The organism is Lysobacter enzymogenes (genome assembly GCF_900106525.1).
GTDB lineage: Bacteria > Pseudomonadota > Gammaproteobacteria > Xanthomonadales > Xanthomonadaceae > Lysobacter > Lysobacter enzymogenes.
In genome coordinates this window covers 150,408-165,103 of sequence record NZ_FNOG01000004.1, presented here as the reverse complement: position 1 = coordinate 165,103, position 14,696 = coordinate 150,408, and the positions used below count along the sequence as shown (strand labels likewise).

The window sequence follows — 14,696 nt, the reverse complement described above, 5'->3', positions numbered from 1 at the left end:
GCGATGAAGCCCTGGATCCCCGCCTTCGCGGGGATGACGGTAGGTAGGGGCGCGCATCTCGGGAGGTTTCATTCCCACATCGATGCCGACGCTTGGTTGTCGTCGCGTCGAGACTGGCGCTTGCGGTTTCAGCGGCTGGGGGCTGTGTCGCGATGAGGCCCTGGATCCCCGCGTTCGCGGGGATGACGGTGGGCTGTGGCGTGCATCTCGGGCGGTTTCTATTCCCACGCCGATTCGCCGCCGCGCGGCGCCAGCCGGGCGGCGACGAAATCCAGGAAGCAGGCGATGCGCGAGGCCAGCTGGGTGTTGCGGTAGTAGACCGCGTTGATCGGCTGGCGTACGTCCAGGGTGCGCTCGGCGAACAACTGCACCAGCGCGCCGTCGCGGCGGTCGCGGCGGGTCATGAAGTCGGACAGGCAGACGATGCCTTCGCCGGCCAGGGCGAGTTGGCGCAGGGTTTCGCCGCTGGAGGCGTGCAGGTCGGCGGTAATGTCGAGTTCGTTGCCGTGGGCGTCGCGCAGCGGCCAGCGGTTGAGGGTCTGGGTCGGGGCGAAGCCGAGCAGGGTGTGGCCGGCCAGTTCGGCGACCTCGCGCGGGGTGCCGCGCGCGGCCAGGTAGGCGGGGCTGGCGAGCACGCGCAGGCGGCTGCCCGGCAGCGGCCGCGCATGCAGGGTCGAATCGGTGAGCTGGCCGATGCGGATCGCCACGTCGGTGCGCTGTTCGAGCAGGTCGATGATCTGGTCGTTGGTGTTGAGTTCGAGTTCGACCTGCGGATAGGCGCGGCGGAAGTCGCCGACCAGGGGCACGATCGCATGCAGCATGAAAGGGGACGCGGCATTGACCCGCAGCCGCCCGGCGGGCTGCTGGCGGCGCAGCGCCAGCGATTCCTCGGCGTCCTCGACGCTGGCCAGGATCGCCCGCGCCCGCGCCAGCATCGCCTCGCCTTCCTCGGTCAGCTCCAGCCGGCGCGTGGTTCGGCGCAGCAGGGTGGTATCGAGTTTTTCTTCCAGCCGGCTCAGCGCGCGGCTCACGCCGGAGACGGTCTGGTCCAGCGCCTGCGCGGCGGCGGTGATCGAGCCGGTGTCGACCACGCTGACGAAGGCGAGCAGTTCGTCGAGGGTGAGTTTCATCGCCGCATTCTAGGCCCGCCGCGCGCGGGTTTCGGAATCCCGCTGCGCGTGGCGCATCGAGCCGCAATCTCCCACGCCGCCGCGCCCCCACCTATCGTCATCCCCGCGAACGCGGGGATCCAGGGCTTCATCGCGACGAGCCGCAATCTCCCACGCGGCCGCACCCCCTCCTACCGTCATCCCCGCGAAGGCGGGGATCCAGGGCTCCATCGCGACGAAGCTCCAACGTTTGTGGCCCCACGCACACGCCGGCCGCCCGCACATGCGCGACGCCAATCGCATTGCGACTGCGACCGCCACGTTACCGCCGCGACAACATCCCCCACGCGCCCCTTCTCGCGTGCTTAATCGCCGCACCGGCATTCTCCCGAAGCCCTATCGACGAGCCCCCGACATGAGCGCTGCGTCCCGTTCCGAACGTCTGCGCTGGATCGCCCTGGCGCCGCTGGCCTTAGCCTTGGCTGCTTGCGGCGAGCGCGCCAAGCTGCAGGTCGCCGACGGCACCGGCCCGGCGCCGCAGCTGCCGGCGCCCAATCCGACGATGATCCCCACCGTCGACATCGCCACCGCAGTCGGCTGGCCCGCCGGCGCCAAGCCCACGCCCGCGCCGGGCCTGGCGGTCAACGCCTTCGCCCAGGGCCTGGACCATCCGCGCTGGCTGTACGTGCTGCCCAACGGCGATGTGCTGGTGGCCGAGAGCAACGCGCCGCAAAGCGAGCACAAGCCGTCCGGGATCAAGGCCTGGTTCGCCGCGCGCTTCATGAAAAAGGCCGGCGCCGCGGTGCCCAGCGCCGACCGCATCAGCCTGCTGCGCGACGCCGACGGCGACGGCGTCGCCGAGACCCGCACGATCTTCCTGCAAGGCCTGCATTCGCCGTTCGGCATGGCGCTGATCGGTGACCGCCTCTACGTCGCCAACGCCGACGCGGTGTGGCGCTTTGCGTATCGCCCCGGCGAAACCGCGATCGCCGGTGCGGGCGAGAAGGTGACCGACCTGCCGGCCGGCATCAATCATCACTGGACCAAGAACCTCATCGCCGACGCGAGCGGCAGCAAGCTCTACGTCACCGTCGGCTCCAACAGCAACGTCGGCGAAAACGGCATGGCCGCCGAGGAAGGCCGCGCGGCGATCTGGCAGCTCGACCCGGCCAGCGGCGAGAAGCGCCTGTTCGCCACCGGCCTGCGCAATCCCAACGGCCTGGCCTGGGAGCCGGCGACCGGCAAGCTGTGGACCGCGGTCAACGAGCGCGACGAGATCGGCAGCGACCTGGTGCCGGACTACATCACCTCGGTCGAGGACGGCGCGTTCTACGGTTGGCCGTACAGCTATTACGGCCAGCACGTGGACGAGCGCGTGCAGCCGCCGCGGCCGGATCTGGTGGCCAAGGCGCGCGCGCCGGACTACGCGCTCGGCCCGCACACCGCCTCGCTCGGCATCGCCTTCGCCCAGGGCGCGAAATTGCCGGCGCAGTACGCGCAAGGCCTGTTCGTCGGCCAGCACGGCTCGTGGAACCGCAAGCCCAAGAGCGGCTACAAGGTGATCTTCGTGCCGTTCGCCGACGGCAAGCCGGCGGGGGCGCCGCAGGACGTGCTGAGCGGCTTCCTGGATGCGCGCGAGCAGGCGCAGGGCCGTCCGGTCGATGTGCGCATCGATGCGCGCGGCGCGCTGTTGGTCAGCGACGATGTCGGCAATACGGTGTGGCGGGTGACGGCGGCGGGCGGGTGAGTGCGGCGCGTGCGGCCGGACCGCCTGCGTTGTGGGAGGTCCGTCAGGGCGCTGCGGTTCGAGGGCGTTCGTTCGGTCGTATGCGGTGGGTCGCAACCGGTCGGGCCCGTTGATCGCATTCGCGCGATCGGGCTCTCCCGATCGCGCGCGCTCAACGACGCTCTCTCAATCACGCTTGCACAGCCGCCCGGTTCAATGGTTCTGGTTCAATCGCGTCGCTTCAATCGCACCCGTCGCGGCGGCCGTCGAACAGGGTCAGGTCGCGCGCTTGGCCGCTGCCCGCGAGCAGGGTCAGCGTCAGCCGCTCCGGCGAGGCCTGCACGCGCAGCCGGCGGGTGCCGCTGGTCGCGGCGCCGGCGACGTAGTCGGCGTTGAACGCATCGGCCGGCCAATCCGCGGTTAACGCAGTCACCGTCGGCACGCGCACGAATTCGATCCGCGGCTGCGGCATCAGCACCAGCGATTGCGACGAGCCCGGCGCGCGGCCGGGCGGATAGGTTTTCGCCAAGGGGCGGATCTGCGTCTCGGGCTTGCCGCCGGCCGGCGCTCGGGCCGGGTCGGCGAGCAGCTGGCTGGCGAGCACCGCGGTGCGGCCGTCGCGCGCGAACCACAGTTGCAGGCGCCGGTCCGGGTCGTCGCCTTCGGGGCGCGAAATCTGGCCGTTGAGCCAGCCGGGATGCTCGGGCGGCGGCAGCAACCGCAGCAGCGCAGTGGCGCGGCCGTCGCGTTCTTCGCGGCGGATCCAGCAGCCGCGGATGTGATCGAAGGCGACGTCCTGCGCCTGTGTCGGGCTTGCGGACGGCGGTTGCGGGGCGGACGAAGCGGGCGGCTGCGGCGTGGCGGCGCCCGCAGTCCCGGCCAGGGCCGCGAGCGCGAAGCAGGCGATGATCGGACGGAGCATGGTGTGATCTCGCGCGAAGGTACGGCCACCGTAAACCTTCGGAGCGAAAGCGGGATGAATACCGGCTGGGTGGCTGCGGCGATCGCTCGCCTCCCGTCGTTCCGGCGCAAGCCCGAACCCAGCCACCGTCATTGCAGCGAAAGCGGGAACCGCCCCGCCGTTGTTCCAGTAAGCCGGAACCCGCCCACCGTCGTTCCGGCGAAGCCGGAATCCACGCACCGTCATTCCGGCGAAAGCCGGAATCCATTTTGATCTTGCCGTTGCGCTATGTTTCGCGGAGCGAGAGCAACAGCAAAATGGATTCCGGCTTTCGCCGGAATGACGGCGGACGGGAGCGACGGTAGTAATGGCGGGTGCGAGCGGCGGTAACGATGGCGCCTCACTGCACCACCGCCACCTCGATCTCGCGCTGATCGCTGCGCCCGTGATCGTCCACCACCGACAAGCGGAATTGCCCGGTGCGGTCCGGCGCCCACGCCAGCGCCTTGCCGGCTTCGGCGCTGCCGATGAAGGTGTTGCCGACGAACCAGTACAGCCGCGACACGTCGGCGTCCACGGTCGCGGCCAGGCTCAGCGACAACTGCTCCGGATGCGACAGGCGCATGGTGTAGCGGGTGGCGCGGAACGGCGAGGTGATGCTCGGCGCGCTGCCGAGCCAGTCCTGGGCGCCGCCGCAGTCGTGGCCGGCGGGCGGGCGGCGGCGCGGGATGCCGGCCTGGGCGAACACCTGGGCCAGATCGGACGGCCAGAATTCGTAGACCTCCTGGCGCATCGTCGCCGGATCGAAACGCCCGCACACCGGCTTGCCGCTGGCGCTGTCGACGATCACCGCGCGATGCACGGTGCTGATTCGGATCGGCGACTTGCCCGGGATGAACCAGGTGACGCCGCGCTGCGGGCACCAGGCGTTGGGCAGGTCGCCGCTGGCGCGGCAGATCTCCACCCGCTTGAGGTTGAGCGGCCATTGCCGCACCGGCTCGGCCAGATCCACGCGCGCGGCCTGCAAGCCGTCGACGATGTCGAAGAACAGCGGCGCGGCCGCTTCCACGCCGATCAGCGCCGGATTGCTGGAGCCGTCGAAGTTGCCCAGCCACACCACCAGCACGTAGGGGCCGACCAGACCGGCGCTCCAGGCATCGCGGAACGCCCACGAGGTGCCGGTCTTCCACGCCACCGGCAAGGGTCGCGAGGACGACTGCGAGCCGGCGTCGGGCCGCGGATTCTGCCGCAGCATGTCGCGGGTGATGAACGCGGCTTCGGCACTGAGCAGGCGCGCGCCGTCCTCGGCCGGGTCGCTGTCGCGCCAGCGCAGCGCGCGCAGGCGGCCGTCGTTGCCGAGCATGGCGTACATGCGCGCCAACTCTTCCATCGTCACCTCGCCGCCGCCGAGCACCAGGGCGAGGCCGTAATGGTCGCGGCTGGCCATGCGGCTGACCCCGGCCTGGCGCAGGAAATCGTAGAAACTGGGCTGCTTGAGTTGCGAGGCGACGTAGACCGCGGGAATGTTGCGGCTGCGCACCAGCGCATCGGTCGCGGTGACCGGGCCCATGAAGCGGCCGTCGAAGTTTTCCGGCGTGTACGGCCCGAACGCGCTGGGCACGTCGCGCAGCACAGTCTGCGGATGCAGCACGCCCTGGTCGAGCGCGAGCGCGTAGATGAAAGGCTTCAGGGTGGAGCCGGGCGAGCGCTTGGCGGCGCTGCCGTTGACTTGGCCCTGGATCGACGCGTCGAAGTAATCGGCCGAGCCGACCAGCGCGCGCACGCCCATGTCGCGGGTGTCGATCAGCATCGCGCTGGCGTTGCGCAGGCCGCGCTCGCGGCCGCGGCGCAGGTAGTTGCCGACCCGTTCTTCGAGCAGGCGCTGCAGGCGCAGGTCCAAGGTGGTGGTCAGTTCCGGCCCGGACTGCGGATGCCAGGCGCGTTCGGACAGCACCCGGTCGACCAGATGCGGTGCGCGGTAGGGCAGTTCGCGCGCGCTGTGCAGGCGCAGCGGCAGGCGCAGCAGCGCGTCCTGGGCGGCGTCGCGCGGATGGCGCTCGCGCCAGCGCGCGTACAGGCGCGCGCGCGCCGCTTCCAGGCCGGCGCCGATGTAGTAGGCGTCGTCGTCGCGCGCGGCGAGTTTGCCGCGCCGCGACGGCGCCTGCGGCAGCACCGCCAGCGCCAGCGATTCGGGCAGGGTCAGCTCGCCGGCGGGCTTGCGGTAATAGATCAGGCTGGCCGCGCCGACGCCTTCGATGTTGCCGCCGTAGGGCGCCAGATTCAGATAAGCCTCGAGGATCTCGCGCTTGGAGTAGCACAGCTCCAACTGCGCGGCGCGCGCGATCTGCACCAGCTTGCCGCGGATGTCGCGGGTCTGCAGGCGCCAGCGCAACCGCGCCAGCTGCATGGTCAGGGTCGAGCCACCCACGCGCGCCTCGCCGCTGCCGTAGGTCGACCACGCGCCGCGCACCAGGCTGATCGGGTTGAAGCCGGGATGCCAGTAGAACCAGGCATCCTCCTGCAGCATCACCGACTCGACCAGTTGCGGCGAGATGTTTTCCAGCGGCACCCACAGGCGGTAGCGCTGGTCGCTGGCCAAAGCCAGCCGCAGCAGCCGGCCTTCGCGATCGCGCACCACGGTCGACAACGGGATCGCGTCGGCCAGGCCGGGGCGCGGGTAGAAACGGATAGCGGTCAGCGCCGCGGCGAGGGCGATGAGCACGATCAGTGCCCACCGCCATCGCTTCAGTCCCCGGCGCAGGGACGACAACACCTTCATGGCTTCGGGCTCACGGCGTCGGCGCGGTCACCTGCAGCGTCCCGGCCGGGCCGCCTTGCGCGTACACCGAGCGTTCGTACATCGACTCGGCATAGGCCGGCGGCACCACGAAGTTGCCGCTGTTGTTGGCGCGCACTTTGTAGCGGAACTCGCTGGCCTGGCCGCCGATGCTGCCGTACAGGATCACCCGGTCCTCGCGCTGTTCCACGTGCTGGGGCTGGAAGCTCGAGCCGGGCAGGGCCAGGGTCTGCGTCGGCGCCGCGTTCGGGTCGGGGCCGTCGCGCGAGGGTTGTCCGTCGCCGTCGCCTTCCTCGCCTTCGCCGCATTCCTCGCCGCACTCGTCTTCCGACGCGCTGCTCTGGCTGGCGGCGGCCGCGGGCGCGGCGTACTGCATCACCGTCTCGAAGCCGCCCGGCAGCAGATCGACCACCGCGATGTTGTCGCGCATCGGCGCGCCGAGCGCGCGCACCCGCAGGCGCACGGTCACTTCCTGGCCCTGCTTGATCGAGGTCACCGGCTTGCCGGCGTCGTCGAGGTAGTCGCGCACCACTTCCAGGCCCTTGTCCTGCACCGCCTTGGGCACGACGCGGTCGTAGCCGCTCTGGTTGATCAGGTACCACGCCGGCGCGTCGCCGCCCGGCGCCACCCACAGCCGCACGTCGCCGCCGGCGAAGTCGCCGCGGCTGATGAGGCCGGCGGCCGCGCCGATCCGGCGCGACTTGCCGTCCTTGCCGGCCGCTTCCAGCACCGGCAGCGGCTGCTGCGGCTGGGCCGAAGCGTAGGCGTCCAGGGCCAGCACGGTCAGCGCCGAAGACAGCGTGTTGTAGCTGTCGTGGCGAAGCGGATCGAGCAGCCGCTCCAGCGCGGTCTGCTTGAGCTGGTCGCGGCTGATCGCGCCGAAGTGGCGGTTGAGCAGGTACACGGTCCAGGCCTGGTCGATGCCGCCGTCGTAGTAGGACGCATACGCCGTGCGCACCGTGGTTGCGGCCGCATTGGCCCGGCGCAGCGCCACCGTGGCCAGCGCGCGCGCCGGCTTGTCCTGCTGCAGCAACTGATAGCTCGACGCGATCAGCAGGCCGGCGACGTCGTTCTCCCAGGTCTTGGGCTGGTCGCGCTTGATCTGCTCGTGCACCGCGCTGAGCAGGTTGCTCGCGGTACGGCCCTGGCGCACCAGCAGGTACACGGCGAGCGCGCGGTGGCGCAGCGCCGGCAGGTCGTTGCCGGAGCGGTCGGCGGCGCGCTGCTCCAGATAGCCGTTGAGCGACTTGAGCAGATCGTCGGGCACCGCCTGGCCGCGCTCGCGCGCTTCGATCAGGTACAGCGCGGCGTAGCCGGTGACGAAGTCGTCGGCGTCGGGCGTGGCGGTCCACAGGCCGATGCCGCCTTCGCTGTTCTGGCGCGCGCGCAGCAGGTCGATCACGGCCTGGCGCGGATCGCCCTTGCCAGCCGCGACCACCTTGCCCAGTTCCGGATGCGCGCCCAGCACCAGCGCCGGGAACGCGCCGCTGAGCACCTGCTCGCTGCACTGATACGGGTAATCGGCGAGGTAGGCGCTGAGCCCGTCCACCGCGACCAGCGGCGACACCGAGGCCGAGACCCGGCGCGTGGCCTGCTGGTCGAACATCGCGCGCAGCGGCTGGATCACCGTGCGCTTGTCGGCGCGGCCGGCGATCAGGTCCTGGCGCGCGACGATGGCCGGGCGCAGCGACAGTTCGATCCGGCGCTTGGCGTTGTACGTGCCCGACACCGCCTGGATGGCGACCGGCAGCGCGCCCAGCGCGTTGCCGGCGCGGACCCGGAAGCGCACCGTGGTTTCGCTGCGCGGGGCGATCGACACCGGCGCCGGCGCGGCGCCGGCCAGGCTCAGACCCGGCGGCAGTTGCAGGCTCACCGTCACCTTCGACGCCTGCTTGGCGCCTTCGATGGTGTTGGCCACGCCGACCGGCAGGTCGAACTCGTCGCCCGGCGCCACATGCGTGGGCAGGGTCGGGGTAAGCACGAAGTCGCCGCGGATGATCGCCTCGTCCTGGACGATGCCGATGCGCTGCGGCGTCACCGCTACCGCCACCACCCGCACCTTGCCGTTGAAGTGGTCGGGCAGCACGAACGGGAACTCGCGGCGGCCGTCGACATCGACGATGCCCGACCACCACACCGCCGGCTTCTCGGTCTTGCGCTTGAACGGATTGAGGTGCTTGGCCATGCCGCCTTCGCCGTCGCCGCCCGGCGCGGCGCCGGCGACGATGCGGCTGAACTCCGGCAGCAGCAGGTCGAGGATCTGCGCGGTGTCGACCTGCAGCATCTTCTTGCGGAAGAAGTGGTCCAGCGGTTCGCCGACGCGGTAGCGCGCGACCTGCAGGATGCCTTCGTCGACCGCGAACAGCACCACCCGGGCCTTGCCTTCGGTGGTGATGGACGCGTTGACCGTCTGCCCCGGCTTGGTCACCTTCGGCAGCGACACGCTCAGCGGCTGGGTGCGCGCGCTGCGGTCGACCGCGAACGGCGCCACGCCGAACGACAACGGGCTCATGTAGATCTCGTCGGAGTTCGGATCGCGCAGGAACTGCACGTTGACGTAGCCGTTGCCCTCGAAATCGGCCGGCAGCACGATCTTCTGCACGCTGGCGGTGCTGTCGGCGCGGAACCAGGCGTGGGCGTAGACCTTGTCGCGCTCGATCGTGATCAGGCCGGCGCCGGGGTAGGGCGCGCGGATGCTGACCTCGATGGTCTCGCCGGGCTTGTAGCTGGGCTTGGACAGGGTCAGGCCGAGTTCGGCGTTGCGTTCCAGCGAGCGCGACAGGTTGGCCGCGCCGGCCACGCGGTAGCCGATCTGATTGAGCACCTTGCCGTCGCTGCCGCGCACTTCGACCACGAAGTCGCCGGGCTGGTCGGTCTGCAGGGCCACGCTCTGGCGGCCGCCGGCCAGGGCCAGCGGCTGCTCGCGCAGGTCGTAGCGGCGCTCGTGCGAGACGTAGCGGTACAGGCCCGAATCCTGCTTGGTCAGCACCGAGACGTAGCGCTTTTCCACCACCACCGCGCGCAGGCCCGGCACCGGCTTGGGCTCGCCGTCCTGGCCGATGCTGAGCAGTTGCAGCGAGCGCTTGGCGCCGCGCTGGATGTAGTCGAGCGAATCGGCCGCCTTGATCCCGACCAGGAAGTCGTTGTTGGACACCAGCGCGCTGGTCTGCGCGGCGACGTTGCGGCCGCTGCCGGGTTCGAACGCGCGCGCCAGGAAGCTGAGCTGGTAGGTCGCGCGCTCGTACTTGGTCAGGTCGAGCTTGAAGGTGGCCTGGCCCTGGGCGTCGGTGGTCTGATCGCTGAGCGCCTCGTCGTAGCCTTCGCGCGCGGCCTGCGGGTCGGAGAACTGATAGCCCGGGTACTGGGCGAAGCGCGGCAGGTACGGGCGCAGCACCATCGTGCCTTCGACCTTGCGCTGCTGCGCCGGGGTGCCGAACAGGTTCTCGGCGCTGACCACGGCCGAGAGCTGGTCGGGCTTGATCCAGCCGCGCGGGTTGTCGGCCGACAGCTTGACCGCGACCTTCATCGTGTCCGGCGCGAACTCGCGCACCTGCACCGAGGTCGAGCCGATGCTGGTGCGCTGGTCGTCGCGGCCGAGCAGGAACAACTGCACCTGCCAGGTGCCGCTGGGCGCGCTCTCGCTGGGCGCGAAGCTGGCGCTTTCGAAGCCCTGTTCGCTGAGCTTGAGCTTCTGTCGCTTGGCCACGTTGCCGCGCGGGTCGGTGAACTCCCATTCCAGCGGCAGGCCGGCGAGCGGGCGCTTCCAGTCGGCGGCGCGCACGATCATGCCGATGTTGACGGTGTCGCCCGGACGGTAGAGGCCGCGGTCGGAGAACAGGAACGCGTTGAGCGCGCCGGCTTCGATGTCGTTGGGTTCGCCGCCGATGTCGAAGCGCGAGTAGTCGAGCTTGCGCTGGTAGTCGTCGATCGGCAGGAACGAATAGTCCTCGCCCTGGCTGACGGTCAGCATGGCCGGCTGCTTCTCGCGCTTGAAGCCCTTCAGCGACGGCAACTGGGCGCGGCCGCTGGCGTCGGTGTCGGCTTCGACCAGGGTCTCGCCGTTGCGCGCCACCGCGCGCACCCGCGCGCCGGCCACCGGCGTGCCGTTGGACAGCGATTGCACGAACACGTCGCGGCGGCCGTCCAGGCCTTGCTTGACCGCGATGCCCAGGTCGGTGAGCACGACCAGGCGGCTGTCCTCTTCGCTGCCGGCGTCGTCGGCGAGGGTTTCCTCGCTCGGGCGTTCGGCGTCGCTGTCGCTCATCGTGCGCAGGCTCAGCAGGAACACGCCGCGGCGGTTGGGCTTGAGGTAGGCGCCCAGGTCCACGCCTTCGTAATGGGCTTTGGCCGGATCCTCGGCCGGCAGGGTCAGGCGGCGCTCCTCGCGCTCGACCAGGCTGTCGGCATCGATGTTGTACATGCGCGGGGTGGCGTAGCCGCCGCGGTTGTCGACCACCAGGTGCTGGATCTGCTCCGGCAGGATCCGCGCGATCTCCAGCCGCGCCCGCGGCACGTTGCGCGAGACCACGCTGATCCGGCGTTCGCCGCGCAGCGACAGCAGCGCGCCTTCGCCGACGAAGCGCAGCAGCTTGGGGTATTCGGGCACGCGCAGGGCGACGGCGTGGTCGCGGCCGAGCAGGAAGCCGCCGAACGCCTTCAGGCCCTTGTTGACGCGCACGTAGACATAACGATCCGGCGGCGCCTGGAACTTGAAGCTGTGCACCGCGGTGTATTCGCGTTCGGCCGGGATCGGGCTCAGCGGCAGCGGCGCGGCGGCCTTGAGCACGGCCTCGTCGACATCGCCGGTGGACCAGGAGCGGTTGCCGCTTTGTTCCTTGGCCGGGCGGCGCGGGTCCTTGGCCGGCAGCAGCCAGGCGCGGGTCGCGCCGGCCACGTCGGTGTCGCGCATGGCGTTGTTGAAGCTCAGCACCAGCGCCTGCTCGGGTTCGAAGCGCTCGTTCTCGACCAAGGTGGTGGTTACATCGTCGATATTGACGCTGTACAGCGACGGCAGCTTGACCTGCGCCGAGAGTTTTTCCGGGCTGCCTTCGCCGCCCAGCGCGCTGACCACGCCGGCGGCGACGTCGAGGGTGAGGGTGCCGCCGTTCTCCGGCAGCTTCAGCGGTTCGGAGTGGACCCAGGCCTTGAGCCGGCTGTCGTCGTAGGTGAGGGTGTACTTGGGTGCGGCCTGGGCGCTGCCGCCGCCGTCGACCAGGGCCAGGACGACGCGGCGCTGCAACTGCGCCTCATCGACCGGGTGGGAGAACTTCAGTTCGAACACGCCCTTCTTGAGCGCCGGATCCTGCGGGTCTTGATAGAACTCGCTGTTGGACAGCTCGGCCTTGAACGGCGCGGTCTCGAATTCGAATTCGTGTTCCTGCAGCGCCACCTTGGGCGCCACGCTGGTCTGCGGATCGATCTCGACCTTGTATTTGGTCTTGACCGGCCAGTCGGTGGCGGGGACGAACACCAGGGTCTTGTCGTCTTCCCAGGTCCACGCGCCCTTGAGCTCGGGCGACAGGCTCACCCCGACCGGCGCGTTGCCGATCTGCTTGAGCGGGGCGGCCGAGTCGGAGAAGGTCAGGCTCAGCCGTTGCACGGTCGGCGGCTTGCGCTCGTAGTCGGTGAGTTCGGGCGCGTGCAGCTCGACGCTGAGCGCGCCGGGGATCACCGGCTTGGGCCGGGTGATCAGCCAGTGCGCGAGCCAGGCCGCGACGAGCAGGCCGAGCAGGCTGCCCAGGTAAAGGCCGGGGCGCTGCCGGATGCGCGCGATCAGCGCGGCCAACCACGGCGGCGGCGTCCACGCCATCTGGCCGAACACGGCCTGGGTGGCGCGGGTCCAGGCGTTGGCGCGGCCGGACGCGCCGGCCTCCGCGGGGGGAGCCGGTTGCGACGGCGAGGGCGTGGTTTGCATTGCGATGTTCCGATCCGTGGTGCGGTGGCCAGTGCCGGGCCGGGCGTTCCTTGACCCGGCCGGTCCCCGATGAGTTTTGCGCCGACTGCGGCGGCGTCGTGCGTTGTGGCGCGCGGCGCGGCGGTGTCGGAACCAGTAGACCCAAATGTTAGGAAATTGTTCCTGCCGTTCGTCGGCTTGTCGAGATTTTTTTATTGCTGGCCGCGGTGCGCTTGAGTGCATCGCGGTGCGGACGCGGCGACACGGGAGCAATGGCAGGGGGCGGGCGCGTCGCCGGCGGGGTAAGCTCGGGGCCGTTTTGCGCTGGAGCATGCATGGACATCGTCGCCTTGTTGGTGGTCGTCGCGGCCTTGTGGCTGGCGTTCAAGCTGGTCGGGTTCGCGTTGCGCTCGGCGATGTGGCTGCTGGTGCTCGGCGGGCTCTACTGGCTGATCGCGCCGCTGGCCGGTTGGCCGATGCCGTTCTAGTCCGGCGCCTTAGTCCCGGCGCCGTCCCCGCCCATCCCGTTCCGACAGGAGTTCGCCGCCATGCCCGATTCGCCGTCCGCCGCCGTTCCCGCGCACTGGATCGCCGACACCCAGGACATCGGCCGCCTGGTGCGGGCGGTGTACGAATGCATCTCCGGTCCGGCCGGCGCGGCGCGCGACTGGGCGCGCTTTCGCTACCTGATGCACCCGCGCGCGTTGAGCCTGCGCACCGTGGTCGAGGCCGACGGTTCGACCCGCGCGGTGGTGTTCGACGTGGAGCAGTACATCGCCGATGTCGAGCCCTTGTTCGCCCAGACCGATTTCTTCGAAGTCGAGACCGATCAGCGGATCGAGCGTTTCGGCCAGATCGCGCACGTGTGGAGCAAGTACGACGCGCGGCCGGCGCCGGGTTCGCCGGTGCTGCTCAAGCGCGGGGCCAACAGCATCCAGGTCTGCCATGAGCACGGGCGCTGGTGGGTGGTGTGCACGGTGTGGGACAACGAGCGTGAGGGGTTGGTGTTCGAGTTGTTTTGAGGGGCGCGGCCCTCACCCCAACCCCTCTCCCGCAAGCGGGAGAGGGGCTTTAGGCGACGTAGCCACGTGCTGTTCCTTCTCCCGCGTGCGGGAGAAGGTGCCCCGAAGGGGCGGATGAGGGCCACGCAGCCAAGCCCATGCGGCAACACACTCGCGCCCATCCTTCCCCAATCCCACGCTGGATTCCCCCGCCGCCCGGCCCCAGATCGTAACGATCCCCTCCGGAGCGCCGACCCCCGCATGCTGCCGTACTCCGTCCTCGACCTCGCCCCCGTCACCGAGGGCAGCGACACCCGCCAGGCCTTCGCCAACAGCCTCGACCTCGCCCGCCACGCCGAAGCGCTCGGCTACACCCGCTATTGGCTGGCCGAACACCACAACATGCCCGGCATCGCCAGCGCCGCCACCGCGGTGCTGATCGGCCATCTCGCCGGCGGCACCTCGACCATCCGCGTCGGCGCCGGCGGCATCATGCTGCCCAACCACGCGCCGCTGCAGGTGGCCGAACAGTTCGGCACCCTGGCTTCGCTGTATCCCGGCCGCATCGACCTGGGCCTGGGCCGCGCGCCCGGCACCGACCACGCCACCGCGCGCGCGCTGCGCCGCTACTACGACGGCGCCGACAGCTTCCCGCAGGACGTGGCCGAACTGCTGCACTACTTCGAACCGGCGCAGCCGCAGCAGGCGGTGCGCGCGGTGCCCGGCGCCGGGCTGGAGGTGCCGGTGTGGCTGCTGGGCTCGAGTCTGTTCAGCGCGCGCCTGGCCGCGCAACTGGGCCTGCCGTTCGCGTTCGCCTCGCACTTCGCGCCGGACGCGATGGACCAGGCGCTGAGCCTGTATCGGCGCGATTTCCAGCCGTCCGCGCGCTTGCAGGCGCCGCACGCGATGCTGGCCTTGAACGTGGTCGCGGCGTCGTCTTCGGGCGAGGCGCGGCGCTTGTTCACCACCCAGCAGCAGGCCTTCGTCAATCTGCGCCGCGGCCGGCCCGGGCTGATCCCGCCGCCGATCGACGACATCGAAAGTTTCTGGACGCCGCTGGAGAAGGCCGGCGTGGCCCAGGCGCTGGCCTGCGCAGTGGTCGGCGACCCGGGCGAAGTCGCCGCCGGCATCGCCGCGTTCGTGGAGCGGCACCTGCCCGACGAACTGATGGTCACGGCCAACATCTTCGAGCACGGCGCGCGGCTGCGTTCGTTCGAACTGGCCGCGCAGGCGTTGCGTTCGCTGGCTTGAGCCGCAGCGTGCGGAGCT

General features: G+C 70.4%; 8 protein-coding genes. 4 read left to right on the top strand and 4 right to left on the bottom strand.

What is annotated here, in order from left to right:
• Positions 1–218: 218 nt before the first annotated feature.
• Positions 219–1,130 carry a LysR family transcriptional regulator gene (locus tag BLU84_RS11635; protein WP_074866979.1) on the bottom strand — a complete coding sequence of 304 codons (912 nt, stop codon included), beginning with the start codon at positions 1,128–1,130 and terminating at the stop codon, positions 219–221.
• A gap of 394 nt (positions 1,131–1,524) precedes the next feature.
• On the opposite strand from BLU84_RS11635, the gene BLU84_RS11630 reads away from it, so the two are divergent.
• Positions 1,525–2,856, top strand: a complete 1,332-nt coding sequence (locus BLU84_RS11630) for a PQQ-dependent sugar dehydrogenase (protein WP_074866978.1) — start codon at positions 1,525–1,527, stop codon at positions 2,854–2,856.
• 220 nt (positions 2,857–3,076) lie between these two features.
• Here the strand turns inward: BLU84_RS11630 and BLU84_RS11625 are convergent, their stop codons facing one another.
• From BLU84_RS11625 to BLU84_RS11615, 3 genes are all read right to left on the bottom strand, one after another.
• Positions 3,077–3,982, bottom strand: coding sequence for a hypothetical protein (locus BLU84_RS11625; protein ID WP_170849152.1), 906 nt, complete (start codon positions 3,980–3,982; stop codon positions 3,077–3,079).
• A gap of 154 nt (positions 3,983–4,136) precedes the next feature.
• Positions 4,137–6,458, bottom strand: a complete 2,322-nt coding sequence (pbpC, locus tag BLU84_RS11620) for a penicillin-binding protein 1C (protein WP_233431122.1) — start codon at positions 6,456–6,458, stop codon at positions 4,137–4,139.
• 67 nt (positions 6,459–6,525) lie between these two features.
• Positions 6,526–12,447: an alpha-2-macroglobulin gene (locus BLU84_RS11615; RefSeq protein WP_074866972.1), complete on the bottom strand. Its 5,922-nt coding sequence runs from the start codon at positions 12,445–12,447 to the stop codon at positions 6,526–6,528.
• A 314-nt stretch (positions 12,448–12,761) separates the two neighbouring features.
• On the opposite strand from BLU84_RS11615, the gene BLU84_RS27170 reads away from it, so the two are divergent.
• The 3 genes from BLU84_RS27170 (at position 12,762) to BLU84_RS11605 (ending at position 14,678) form a co-directional block, all read left to right on the top strand.
• On the top strand, positions 12,762–12,914 hold the full coding sequence (locus BLU84_RS27170) for a hypothetical protein (protein WP_170849151.1): 153 nt from the start codon (positions 12,762–12,764) through the stop codon (positions 12,912–12,914).
• A 60-nt stretch (positions 12,915–12,974) separates the two neighbouring features.
• Positions 12,975–13,448: a hypothetical protein gene (locus tag BLU84_RS27165; RefSeq protein WP_074866970.1), complete on the top strand. Its 474-nt coding sequence runs from the start codon at positions 12,975–12,977 to the stop codon at positions 13,446–13,448.
• A 240-nt stretch (positions 13,449–13,688) separates the two neighbouring features.
• On the top strand, positions 13,689–14,678 hold the full coding sequence (locus tag BLU84_RS11605) for an LLM class flavin-dependent oxidoreductase (protein ID WP_074866968.1): 990 nt from the start codon (positions 13,689–13,691) through the stop codon (positions 14,676–14,678).
• Positions 14,679–14,696: the final 18 nt, after the last annotated feature.

What these genes read in the sequence shown, in the direction of transcription:
- BLU84_RS11635 (WP_074866979.1), bottom strand. Translation starts at nt 1,130, where the DNA reads ATGAAACTCACCCTCGACGAACTGCTCGCCTTCGTCAGCGTGGTCGAC.
- BLU84_RS11630 (WP_074866978.1), top strand. Translation starts at nt 1,525, where the DNA reads ATGAGCGCTGCGTCCCGTTCCGAACGTCTGCGCTGGATCGCCCTGGCG.
- BLU84_RS11625 (WP_170849152.1), bottom strand. Translation starts at nt 3,982, where the DNA reads ATGACGGTGCGTGGATTCCGGCTTCGCCGGAACGACGGTGGGCGGGTT.
- BLU84_RS11615 (WP_074866972.1), bottom strand. Translation starts at nt 12,447, where the DNA reads ATGCAAACCACGCCCTCGCCGTCGCAACCGGCTCCCCCCGCGGAGGCC.
- BLU84_RS27170 (WP_170849151.1), top strand. Translation starts at nt 12,762, where the DNA reads ATGGACATCGTCGCCTTGTTGGTGGTCGTCGCGGCCTTGTGGCTGGCG.
- BLU84_RS27165 (WP_074866970.1), top strand. Translation starts at nt 12,975, where the DNA reads ATGCCCGATTCGCCGTCCGCCGCCGTTCCCGCGCACTGGATCGCCGAC.
- BLU84_RS11605 (WP_074866968.1), top strand. Translation starts at nt 13,689, where the DNA reads ATGCTGCCGTACTCCGTCCTCGACCTCGCCCCCGTCACCGAGGGCAGC.